The organism is Alteriqipengyuania triglochinis (assembly GCF_054655655.1).
Window position 1 is genome coordinate 323557 of sequence record NZ_BAAHNC010000001.1, and the last position, 11570, is coordinate 335126.

At 65.3% G+C, this 11570-nt stretch carries 10 protein-coding genes and 1 tRNA gene; 9 read left to right on the forward strand and 2 right to left on the reverse strand.

Features of this window, described 5'->3' with window-relative positions:
• The first annotated feature begins 20 nt into the window (after window positions 1-20).
• From ACYQ0L_RS01675 to ACYQ0L_RS01685, 3 genes are read left to right on the forward strand one after another with little or no spacing between them, the layout of a single operon-like run.
• Window positions 21-1370: an alkaline phosphatase family protein gene (locus ACYQ0L_RS01675; RefSeq protein WP_459787194.1), complete on the forward strand. Its 1350-nt coding sequence runs from the start codon at window positions 21-23 to the stop codon at window positions 1368-1370.
• Window positions 1337-2071, forward strand: a complete 735-nt coding sequence (locus tag ACYQ0L_RS01680) for a MauE/DoxX family redox-associated membrane protein (RefSeq protein WP_459787195.1) — start codon at window positions 1337-1339, stop codon at window positions 2069-2071. The genes ACYQ0L_RS01675 and ACYQ0L_RS01680 overlap by 34 nt, the downstream gene beginning before the upstream one ends.
• 19 nt (window positions 2072-2090) lie before the next feature.
• On the forward strand, window positions 2091-2543 hold the full coding sequence (locus tag ACYQ0L_RS01685) for a MaoC family dehydratase (RefSeq protein WP_459787196.1): 453 nt from the start codon (window positions 2091-2093) through the stop codon (window positions 2541-2543).
• Here the strand turns inward: ACYQ0L_RS01685 and ACYQ0L_RS01690 are convergent.
• Both ACYQ0L_RS01690 and mutL read right to left on the reverse strand, forming a co-directional pair.
• Entirely contained in the window at window positions 2540-3070 is a 531-nt protein-coding gene (locus ACYQ0L_RS01690; protein WP_459787197.1) for a hypothetical protein, read from the reverse strand. The genes ACYQ0L_RS01685 and ACYQ0L_RS01690 overlap by 4 nt on opposite strands.
• Window positions 3070-4935 carry a DNA mismatch repair endonuclease MutL gene (gene mutL, locus ACYQ0L_RS01695; RefSeq protein WP_459787198.1) on the reverse strand — a complete coding sequence of 622 codons (1866 nt, stop codon included), beginning with the start codon at window positions 4933-4935 and terminating at the stop codon, window positions 3070-3072. Before mutL ends, ACYQ0L_RS01690 begins: the two co-directional genes overlap by 1 nt.
• A gap of 192 nt (window positions 4936-5127) precedes the next feature.
• Here mutL and ACYQ0L_RS01700 point away from each other — a divergent pair, with 192 nt between their 5' ends.
• The 6 genes from ACYQ0L_RS01700 (at window position 5128) to ACYQ0L_RS01725 (ending at window position 11049) form a co-directional block, all read left to right on the forward strand.
• Entirely contained in the window at window positions 5128-6171 is a 1044-nt protein-coding gene (locus tag ACYQ0L_RS01700) for a rod shape-determining protein (RefSeq protein ID WP_459787199.1), read from the forward strand.
• A 31-nt stretch (window positions 6172-6202) separates the two neighbouring features.
• Entirely contained in the window at window positions 6203-7162 is a 960-nt protein-coding gene (mreC, locus tag ACYQ0L_RS01705; protein ID WP_459787200.1) for a rod shape-determining protein MreC, read from the forward strand.
• A complete protein-coding gene (gene mreD, locus ACYQ0L_RS01710; RefSeq protein ID WP_459787201.1) occupies window positions 7159-7698 on the forward strand; it encodes a rod shape-determining protein MreD in 540 nt (179 codons plus the stop codon). The genes mreC and mreD overlap by 4 nt, the downstream gene beginning before the upstream one ends.
• On the forward strand, window positions 7698-9761 hold the full coding sequence (gene mrdA / locus ACYQ0L_RS01715; protein ID WP_459787202.1) for a penicillin-binding protein 2: 2064 nt from the start codon (window positions 7698-7700) through the stop codon (window positions 9759-9761). Before mreD ends, mrdA begins: the two co-directional genes overlap by 1 nt.
• Entirely contained in the window at window positions 9758-10879 is a 1122-nt protein-coding gene (rodA, locus tag ACYQ0L_RS01720) for a rod shape-determining protein RodA (protein ID WP_459787203.1), read from the forward strand. Before mrdA ends, rodA begins: the two co-directional genes overlap by 4 nt.
• 94 nt (window positions 10880-10973) lie before the next feature.
• Window positions 10974-11049, forward strand: a tRNA-Lys gene (locus ACYQ0L_RS01725).
• Window positions 11050-11570: the final 521 nt, after the last annotated feature.

An 11570-nucleotide genomic window follows, 5' to 3' on the forward strand; every position in this document is an offset into this window, starting at 1 on the left:
AACGCCCTAGCGGGTCTGGCATGACGATGATTGCCAGGCTCGCCGGGGCGCTTCTGTTTGCAGCGCTCGCCGCTTTTCCGACCTTTGCAGGCGCCCAGCCCGCTGCCGTACAATCCGCGCCCGCGCAGGCCGCGCAAGGCCGGGCGCAAGACCGGCCGGTGACCATCCTGATCTCGATCGACGGGTTCCGTGCCGATTACCTCGATCGCGGTCTTACCCCGAACCTCTCGGCCCTTGCGGCGCGCGGCGTCACCGCACCGATGCAGCCGTCCTTTCCGACCAAGACCTTCCCCAATCACTATACCATCGTGACGGGCCTGCGCCCCGATCGTCACGGCATCGTTTCGAACAACATGCTCGATCCGCGGCGTCCGGACGTGCGCTTCAGCCTGGGTAATCCGGGCCAGGCGCTCGATCCCTTCTGGTGGGAGGAAAGCGAGCCGCTGTGGATCACCGCGGAGCGCGCTGGCATCCGTACCGCCACCGAATTCTGGCCCGGCAGCGAGGTTGCGATCCACGATCTACGCCCGTCGGACTGGCACCGGTTCGACGAGCACGTGACCAACCGCCAGCGCGTGGAAACCGTGCTCGACTGGATGCGCCGTCCGGCCGATGTCCGCCCGGAATTCGTCACGCTCTATTTCGATATCGTCGACACCCAGGGCCATCGCTTCGGCCCCGATAGCGCGGAGCTGAACGCGGCGCTCGCCGAGGTGGACAGCCAAATCGGCTATCTGACAGGCGGTCTCGCCGCGATCGACCGGGCGGCCGACATCGTCGTCGTCTCGGACCACGGCATGCGCGCGGTGGACGAAGCGCGGGTCATCCAACTCGACGACATGCTCGATCCGCAAAGCTACCTGCTGATCGACGGAGGCCCCTTCGCATCGATCGAGCCTGCGGCGGGCACCGACCGGATCGTCTACGAGGCTCTTCTGACCCCACACGACCATATGAGGTGCTGGGAGCGTGAGGATATTCCCGCGCGGTTCGCCTATGGGCGCAACCCGCGCGTCGGCGCGATCCTGTGCCTCGCCGATCCGGGCTGGCTTATCATCCAGGGCACGCCGCCCCATCCGGTGGCGGGCGGCAGCCATGGTTGGGACAATGCGGACCCGCAGATGCAGGCGCTCTTCATCGCGGCGGGCCCGCGTCTGTCCGCCACGACGCCGGTGACCAGTCTCGAGAATGTCGATGTCTACGCGCTGCTCGCCGCGCTGGTAGGGGTACCCCCCTGCCCCATGACGGCGACGATGATGCGCTGGTGCTGTTCGCGCCCTGACTGGAGTTCTCGCCCCCGCTTGAATAATACCCCTGTGGGGTATATTTCGGTGCCATGGCAAAGACCGCAAAACTCCACCGCATGGTGATGGAAAAGCACGTGTGCCCCTACGGCACGAAGTCCAAGTGGCTGCTCGAAAAGGCCGGCTACGAGGTCGAGGACCATCACCTGACGACCCGCGAACAAACCGATGCGTTCAAGGAAAAGCACGGGGTGAAGACCACCCCCCAGACCTTTGTCGATGGCGAGCGGATCGGCGGATACGAGGCGCTGCGCAAGTTCCTCGGCAAGTCGGTCAAGGATCCGGACGAGACCAGCTATCGCCCCGTCCTCGCGGTGTTCGCGGTGGCGGCGGCGCTCGCCGTCTCGCTCAGCCTCGGGCTGGGCGAGACGGGCGTGCGCACGGCGGAGTGGTTCGTCGCGTTCTCGATGGCAATGCTCGCGATGCTCAAGCTGCAGGATGTCGAACAGTTTTCGACCATGTTCGTGGGTTACGACCTGCTCGGCCGCAAATTCGTGCCCTACGCCTATGCCTACCCCTACCTCGAGGCGGCGGCGGCGGTGTTGATGGCCGGGCGCATCCTGCCGTGGCTTTCCATCCCCATCGCGCTCTTCATCGGGACGGTCGGCGCGGTCAGCGTGTTCTACGCGGTCTATGTGCAGAAGCGCGAGATCAAGTGCGCCTGCGTCGGCGGGGGCAGCAACGTCCCGCTCGGCTTCGTTTCGCTGACCGAAAACCTCGCCATGATTGCCATGGGAATCTGGATGCTGCTACGCCCCGCGCTCTGAACAGCGAAGGGCGCGTAGCATGCAGTATTTCGAGGATCTGGAAGTCGGCACCAGGGTCTCTTTCGGCCATTACGAGGTGACCCGCGAGGAAGTGCTCGAGTTCGCCTCCAAGTACGACCCGCAACCCTTCCACCTCGATGACGAGGCGGCGGCGAAGACGCATTTCGGCCGGATCTCGGCCAGCGGATGGCATACCTGCGCGATGACCATGAGCATGATGGTCGCACAGTTTTCCAAGGATAAGGCCGCCTCGCTCGGCTCGCCCGGGATCGACCAGCTGCGCTGGATCAAGCCGGTCTATCCCGGCGATACGCTCAGGGTGGAATCCGAACTGATCGAGAAGCGCCAGAGCAGGTCGAAGCCGCACATGGGCTTCACCAAGAACCGCCAGACCGTGTTCAACCAGCACGACGAGCCGGTGATGGAGATGGTCTCCAACGGCATCATAGAAGTGCGCAATCCCCAGGGCTAGCCTCCGCAGGAGACCCGGCCCTCACCCCCGGCCACCGGGCGGTCGTAGCCGTCGACCACCGCGATCTTCGCAGGCGCCGTCCAGAAGCCTTCACCCTCGCCGTCTTCCCGTGCTCCATCGTCGATATCGATGCGCAGCGAATATTCGCGGCCGTCGTACTTGACGTTCGTGCCCAGGGGGCCCGCAGCGCTGCCCGCATCGGGGGCGAGCCGGTGCACGCTGCCTTCGAACTTCAGGAAGCCGCCCTTCCCGCCCATGATGAAGGCGGGCTCTTCCCCGCGCCCTGCGTAGAAGGAACAGCCCGCACCTTCGCCCAGCGCGGGATTATGGGCGATGTCGTCGGCCCCGATGGGCTGGAGTCGTAGAGGGATCGGCGGCGGGGTCTGCTGAGCGATCACCTGCGAGATCGCCTCCGCATCGGCCCGCTCCTGCTCCGCGCTCTTTTCCGCAGATCCGTCACCGCAAGCCGAAAGCCCCAGCGCGACGAGCAGCCCCATCGGCATTGCCCAGCCTGTTTCCCGTCCCATCAATGTCTCCCGAACAGTTTTTCGACTTCTTCCATGCTCAGCTTCACCCAGGTCGGGCGGCCGTGATTGCACTGGCCCGATCGCGGGGTGCGCTCCATCTCGCGCAGCAGGGCGTTCATTTCCTCGACCCGCAAGGTGCGCCCCGCCCTGACCGAGCCGTGGCAGGCCATGGTCGCGAGGACATATTCGATCTTCTCGTTCAAGAGCAGCGATCCGCCTCCGCCCCCGTTGGACGTGTCGACCCCGTTGGTGGCGAGGTCGTCCGCAATGTCGCGCAGCAGCGCGTGGGGATCGGCCTTCGGCAGCGCGTGCGGCAGGCTGCGCACCAGCATCGCGGCGGGCCCGAACCGCTCGACCGCGAGGCCGAGCCGGTCGAGATCTCCGGCAATTGCTTCGAGCCGGTCGCACTCGGTTTCGGACAGTTCGACCACCTCGGGCATCAGCAGGGCCTGGCTGCGTGCGGCGGCCTCGCTCGCCCCGGCGGTACGAAGCCGCTCCAGCATCAGCCGCTCGTGCGCGGCGTGCTGGTCGACCAGCACGAGGCCGTCGGCAGCTTCGGCGACGATATAGGTATTGGCGACCTGCCCGCGCGCAATGCCGAGCGGGTGCTCGGGTGCAGGCTCGGCGGTGTCGTCCGCCTCGATCGCGCGGCCCGAAGGCAGCGCGTCGGACGACGAGCGATGGCCCCAGTCCATGCGCGGCTCGCGCACCGATGCGGCGCGCCCTGCGGCGAGACCATCGAAGATCGAGCGTGCCTCGCCGCTCGCCTCGGTGCCGGCCGAGCCGGAAGCGAACGGCGCGACCGGCTCCGCCTGCCATTTCGCCATGGCGGAGGCATCGGGTGCCTGCGCGCTGCGCTTGTCGCCCGTCGCCAGTGCGGCGCGCAGGCCGCCCACGATCATGCCGCGCACGCCCTGAGGATCGCGGAAGCGCACCTCGCTCTTGGCCGGGTGGACGTTCACATCGACGTCTTCGGGCGGCAGGTCGAGGAACAGCGCCAGCACCGCGTGCCGATCGCGCGCAAGCATTTCGGCATAGGCCCCCCGCACTGCGCCCACCAGCAGCCGGTCCTTCACCGGGCGGCCGTTGACGAACAGGTACTGGTGATCCGCCACGCCCCGGTTGTAGGTCGGCAGTCCTGCAATGCCAGTGAGCGTCATCTCTCCTCTTGCGAGGTCGATCGGCACGCAGTTGTCCTTGAGATCGCGCGAGACGAGGCGGACCACACGCTCAGGCAGTTCCTCGCCGCGTTGCAGCTGGAGGATGCGGCGGCCGTTGTTGGAGAAGATGAAGCCGATGTCGGGCCGGGCCATGGCGAGGCGGCGCACGATGTCCTGGCAGGCGGCATATTCGCTGCGCGGCGTGCGCAGGAACTTGCGCCGGGCGGGCACCTCGCGGAAGAAATCCTCGATCCGCGCGCGGGTGCCGGGTGGAATGGCGGCCGGCTTCGCCTCGATGACGCGGCCATGGTCCACCACGCGGCGCCAGCCTGCATCGGCATCGTGCGGGCGGCTTTCGAGCGTGAAACGCGCGACGCTGGCAATGCTCGGCAGCGCCTCGCCCCGGAAGCCGAGCGTCGCGACCCGTTCGAGCGCATGGCCATCGCCGACCAGTTCCTCGGGCAGTTTGGAGGTCGCATGCCGTTCCAGCGCGAGAGCGAGGGCCGCCTCGTCCATCCCACAGCCATCGTCGACCACCTCGATGGCACCGATGCCGCCATCTTCCAGTGCAATGGTGATGCGAGTCGCGCCTGCGTCGATCGCGTTTTCGAGCAGCTCCTTGAGCGCGGCGGCAGGACGTTCGATTACCTCGCCCGCGGCGATGCGATTGATGAGCGCTTCTGGCAGTCGTCTGATCGTGGGCATTCCACGCGATGTAGCCAAGGCGGTGGAAAAATTCGACGGGCCCCACGAACTTACGCCCGTTTTTTGCTTAAAGGCGTCGCGTTTTTCGTTAGGGGACGCTAGGGGCCTTGTTCTGGTGGACTCGCACCAATGGCCCGTCCCTTCAACCTCTGAAAAGGCCGACCGCAAGATCGGCACGGAAGCATACTACCTATGGGTTTCTTCTCGAATCTTCTGAAGTTCGGCACTCAGAACATGGCGATCGATCTCGGCACCGCGAATACGCTGGTTTACGTGCCCGATCAGGGAATCATCCTCAACGAGCCTTCCGTGGTCGCGATCGAGACCCTCAACGGGATCAAGCGGGTCAAGGCCGTGGGCGACGATGCCAAGATGATGATGGGCAAGACGCCCGACTCGATCGAAGCGATCCGCCCGCTGCGTGATGGCGTCATCGCCGACATCGAAATCGCGGAAGAGATGATCAAGCACTTCATCCGCAAGGTGCACGGCAAGAAGAGCCTGTTCCGCTATCCCGAAATCACCATCTGCGTCCCCTCGGGCTCGACCTCGGTCGAGCGGCGCGCGATCCGCGACGCGGCCAGCAATGCGGGCGCCAGCGCGGTGTATCTGATTCTCGAGCCGATGGCCGCTGCGATCGGCGCGGACATGCCGGTTACCGAACCGGTCGGTTCGATGGTCGTCGATATCGGCGGCGGCACGACCGAAGTCGCGGTGCTCTCGCTGCGCGGCCTCGCCTACACCACGAGCGTGCGGACCGGCGGCGACAAGATGGACGAAGCGATCGTCTCCTACGTTCGCCGACACCACAACCTGCTGATCGGCGAATCGACCGCCGAACGGATCAAGAAGGACTACGGCGTGGCCGTGGCCCCCGCCGACGGGATCGGCGAAGCGATCACGATCAAGGGCCGCGACCTGGTCAATGGTGTTCCGAAAGAGATCACCATCAACCAGTCGCATATCGCCGAAGCCCTTTCCGAGCCTATCGGTGCGATCGTCGAAGGCGTTCGAATCGCACTCGAAAACACCGCGCCCGAACTCGCTGCCGACATCGTGGACCAGGGCATCGTCCTGACCGGTGGCGGCGCGCTGATCACCGGGCTGGACGAACATCTGCGCGAAGAGACGGGCCTTCCGGTCAGCATCGCGGAAGATCCGCTCTCTTGCGTGGCGGTCGGCACCGGTCGCGCCATGGAAGATCCGATCTACCGCGGCGTGTTGATGACGGCGTAAGGGAACCGGGCCCTTACCGGACGGAGGTTGTATGCCCCTGTCGGGGTCGAAACAGAGGATTTCAGGGCATTCCAAGAAGGCCCAGTTCGGGGCCTTTACGGGCTACGTGCTGGTGGTGCTCGCCATCCTTCTCGGCATCATCCTGCTCGCCATCTCGCTGATCCAGCCCGCGTCCTTCAACGGACTGCGCGGCCTGTTCTCCGATGCGACGTCGCCCGCTGCGCAGGTTTCGGCCAGCACGCGCAGCGGCGGACGCGGCTTCGTGGAATCGGTGCAGGGCTATCTCGAGGCGGGCCAGCAGAACGCCGAACTCAAGAAAGAGGTCGAGATCGCGCGCATCCGCCTGGCGGAAGCGCGTGCGGTCGAGCAGGAGAACGCGCGTCTCAAGGCCCTGCTCGGCCTGCGCGAGACCGATGTCGCACCGGTTGCGGTCGCACGGCTCGTCGGATCGAGCAGCGTGAGCACGCGGCGCTTCGCCTATCTGGGTGCAGGGCGTGCCGATGGCGTCCGGCCCGGCATGCCCGTGCGCAGCGAGCGCGGGATCGTGGGCCGCGTGCTGGAGGCTTCGCGCCATTCCGCGCGCGTCCTGCTGATCACCGATAGCGAAAGCGTGCTGCCGGTGCGCAGGGCGGGCGACAACACCGTGGCCTTTGCCGAAGGGCGCGGCGACGGCCTGATCAATATCCGCCTCATCAATCTCGGCATCAATCCGCTCGAACGCGGCGACGTGTTCGTCACCAGCGGCGCGGGTGGACTGTATCGGCCGGGCATCGCGGTCGCCATCGTCACCCGCCTGACCGACGATGGTGCGGTCGCCCGGATCATCAGCAATCCGGCGGCGACCGATTACGTGGCGATCGAGCCGATCTGGCAGCCCGCGGCCAGGCGCGCGGTCAACACGCCGATCGAGGAAGCGATCGGGTCCAACGAAACCGTGGCCGAAGACGACGATGCGGAGGGCACCCGCGATCCGGGTATGGTAACGCCATGATCGAACGGCGCGGCGCAAGTGCACGCCAGATCAACCGCGACCATTCGCCCTTCCTGCTGGTGTTCGTGCCGTGGGCGACGATCATGCTCGCCTCCTTCCTCCAGAGCATTCCGATCGCAACCGCGGGGCCGCTGCTGCCGCCCATCGGCTTCCTGTTCCTGCTCGCGTGGCGGCTGCTGCGGCCGGGCGTGCTGCCGATCTGGTCGGGCATCATCTTCGGCATGTGGGACGATCTGTTCAGTGGCCAGCCATTCGGCTCCGCTATACTCCTGTTTTCGGCGGCGATGCTGACGATCGAGTTGATCGACATCCGCTTCCCGTGGCGCGGTTTTGCGCAGGACTGGCTGATCGCAGCCGCGATCGTGGTGGTCTATATCCTCGTCTCGACGCTGGTCTCGGGCAGCCGGCTCAGCCTGCCGCTCTTCGCCGTCATCGTCCCCCAATTGCTGCTATCGATCATCGCCTACCCCTTCATCGCCTTCATCGTCTCCCGCCTCGACAAGCTTCGCCTCATGCGTTTCCGGACCGCCGTCTGATGCCCTTCGGACTCACCAAGCAAGTGCTCAACGAAAGCACGCTGACCAACAGTTTCGACCGGCGCAGCTTCGTGCTCGGCGTCGGCGGGCTGTCGGTCGGCATGCTGCTGGCCGGACGGATGGGCTATCTCGCGATCGCGGAGAACGACAAGTACAAGGTCGAAAGCGAGAGCAACCGGGTCAACCTGTCGCTGATCCCGCCGCGGCGGGGCTGGATCCTGGACCGCAACGGCGCCCCCCTCGCCTCCAACCAAGCCGACTTCCGCGTCGATATCATTCCCGAGCGGCTGCAGGACGAGGACCGCGAGCTGGAGACGCTCGGCACCCTGCTGAAGCTCGACGACGCGAAGATGCGCGACCTGCGCAAGAAGATCGAGGAATCGGCCGGCTATGCGCCGATCGAGGTCGCCAGCGGGCTCGACTACGATCAGTTTGCAGCCGTGAGCATTCGGCTGCCCGAACTGCCCGGCGTCGTCCCCCAGCGCGGCTTTTCGCGCTATTACCCCACCGGCCCTTCGGTCGGCCACCTGCTCGGCTATGTCGGCGCGGCGAGCCGCGAGGAGTTCGAGGAAGATCGCAACCCGCTGCTGATCACACCGGGATACAAGATCGGCAAGGACGGGATCGAAAAGCAGTTCGAGCAGGTCCTGCGCGGCAAGCCCGGCGCGCGCCGTGTGGAGGTCACTGCCTCAGGCCGGATCGTACGCGATCTGAGCACCCGGCCCGATGTCCAGGGCGATCCCGTTCAGCTTACGATTGACGGCCCGCTGCAGGATTACGCCGCGCGCCGCCTCGGGCTCGAGAGCGGGTCGGTAGTCGTGATGGATTGCCGCAGCGGCGACCTGCTGTGCATGGCATCGATGCCCAGCTTCGACCCCAACAGCTTTTCCGACGGGATCGGCAGCGTCGAATATGCGATGCTGAGCGAGAACGATCGGGTTCCGCTGCGCAACAAGGTGCTCAAAGGCCTCTACCCGCCCGGCTCCACCGTCAAGCCGATGCACGCGATGGCCTTCATGCACGAAGGGATCGACCCCAACGAGTCGATCATGTGTGGCGGCGGGCGACGGATCGGCAACCGCTTCTTCAACTGCTGGAGCAACCACGGCCGGGTCGACATGGCCAAGGGCATCTACCAGTCGTGCGACAGCTATTTCTACCACTTCGCGCAGAAGGTCGGGTTCGACAAGGTGGCCGCCTATGCCCGCCAGTTCGGCCTCGGACAGGAATTCGATCTGCCGGTGGCGAGCCAGTTCTACGGCACCGTGCCCGATCCGGCGTGGAAGCTGAAGAAATACGACCAGAAGTGGCAGCCCTACGATACGGTCAATGCCTCGATCGGTCAGGGCTACTACCTGACCAGCCCGTTGCAACTGGCAGTGATGGCGACGCGCATTGCCACCGGCCGCCATTTCGAGCCGGCCCTGATCAAGACCGACAAACGCAAGCCAGCGCCCTCGCTCGACTTTCAGGCGGACCAGATCGCCTATATCCGCAAGGCGATGAGCGACGTCGTAAACGGCCCCGGCACCGCCGGACGCGCGCGTCTGCCGATCGACGATGTGCTGATCGCGGGCAAGACGGGGACGGCGCAGGTCGTCTCGCTCAGCGTGTCGAACGGGAAGACCGGCCCGTGGAAGTACCGCGACCACGGCCTCTTCATTTTCTTCGCCCCGTTCGACAACCCGCGCTATGCCGGCGCAGTGGTGATCGAGCATGGCGGCGGTTCTGGTGCGGCCTATCCGATCGCCCGCGATGTGATGACCTTCATGTTCGACCCGCAAAAGGGCATGGACGCCCTGCGCGCGCTTGAAAAGGAATGGGGCGGCACCGCCCAGCAGCGGCTCCAGAATCGCTACGCCGAATATGCGCGCGCTGCGGGCGAGACGGTTCCGCCCAGCGCCCCGCTCGACCATGAGATACAGGCGCGGGTCGATGCCGAAGCCCGGATCGAGGCGCAGCGCAGCGAAGCCTTCGCGCGCGACAATCCGCGCCGTGCCCGCCGCCCCGATCCCGGCGCAACGGACTCCGCCGGCGCACCGTCGCAGGAAGAAACGCAATGAGTTCGGTCATCCCCGCCCCCATCGCGCGCCAGCCCTGGTCTATGCTGTTCCCGCTGCTCCTGCTGACCTGTTTCGGATCGGCGGTCCTCTATTCCGCCGCCGGAGGCAGCTTCTCGCCCTATGCCGACACGCACCTGCTGCGCTTCGGAATTTTCGTGGTCGTCGCGCTCGTGATTTCGGCCATGCCGCGCGATTTCGTCAAGTTCGCGGCCTACCCCTCCTACATCATCATCCTGCTGCTGTTGCTCGCGGTGGAAGCGGCCGGGGCCATGGGCGGCGGCAGCCAGCGCTGGCTCGAGGTCGGACCGATCCGCATCCAGCCCTCCGAACTCATGAAGCCGGCCATCGCGCTCGCGCTTGCGCGTTTCTACGATACGCTGCCCACAGGCATGATAGGATCGTGGCGCGCGCTGGTGCCCGCAGGCGTCATCATCGCCCTGCCCGTCGGCCTGGTACTGATGCAGCCCGATCTCGGCACCGCGCTCGCGATCCTGTTCTCCGGCGCGGTGGTCATGTTCCTCGCCGGCCTGCCGCTAAGCTGGTTCCTCGGCGCGGGGGCCGCCGGAGCGATCGCGGTCCCGCTGGCCTACAGCTTCGCGCTCAAGCCCTATCAGCAGCGCCGCGTGACGACCTTCATGGACCCGGAGAGCGATCCCCTGGGCAGCGGCTATCACATCACCCAGTCGAAGATCGCGATCGGCTCGGGCGGTTTTTCCGGCAAGGGCTTCAACGAAGGTTCGCAGAGCCACCTGCAGTACCTGCCCGAGCCGCATACCGACTTCGTCTTCGCCACGATGGCGGAGGAATGGGGCTTCCTTGGCGGGTTGTTCGTGATCGTGTCCTTCGGCCTGATCCTCTACTGGGGCCTCAAGGTCGCCCGCAACGCGCAGAATCGCTTCGACCGCCTGCTGGCCGCAGGCATGGTGGCGACGATGTTCTTCTACATCGCGATCAACCTGCTGATGGTGATGGGCCTCGCGCCCGTCGTCGGCATTCCCCTGCCCTTCATGAGCCATGGCGGGTCCTCGATGATGACCAACATGCTGTGCATCGGCGCGCTGATGATGGTCTATCGCTGGCACACGCAAGGCCGCAGCGGGGGCCTGATGGCGAGCTGATCGCGTTCGTGTCGAAAAAGGGGTTGCACGTTTCGCCAGAGGCTCTATTTGCACCGCTCCGCCGACGAATCGGCACGCGGTTTTGCCCGCATGTGGACGCATAGCTCAGTTGGTAGAGCAGCTGACTCTTAATCAGCGGGTCCTAGGTTCGAACCCTAGTGCGTCCACCATTCCCCCTCCTCGCAAGACCGTCCGGCGGGATGCTTTCTCGCCTCGCCGATCGCATTGCTGAAACCTCCGCCAGTCTACTAGCGGCACGGTTATCGGTCTTAGTGGGGGCACTGATCTCGTCAGAGATTCCGCGGGCGCTACGCCGAGGCGGCAGCCGGTAGCGTTATCTCGCATATCGGCATTCCAGTAAGCGCCGTTTTCCACTCTTTCGGTGCGGAGTCCGCGATGGCCGGATCGTCGGTTTGAATACCAGAAGAGGGACCATGTCGGTTTACACATCCCGCGATGGAAATGGCGGCATCTCTTGTTCCGGCAGCGACCACGAGAAGTTCAGATCTATGCGCCTTTCCGATGCTCGCGCAGGGAATTCGGGCATATTGTGCAGGTGCACAACTACTCGCGAGTAACCACCTTCGTAAGCCCTGACTCCGTGACAGAAAGACGCGTTCTATACTGCGGCATGATTGCCCGTCCGTGTATAAAATGACAGCTTCTGAAATGCAGTGGGATTGACATCGTA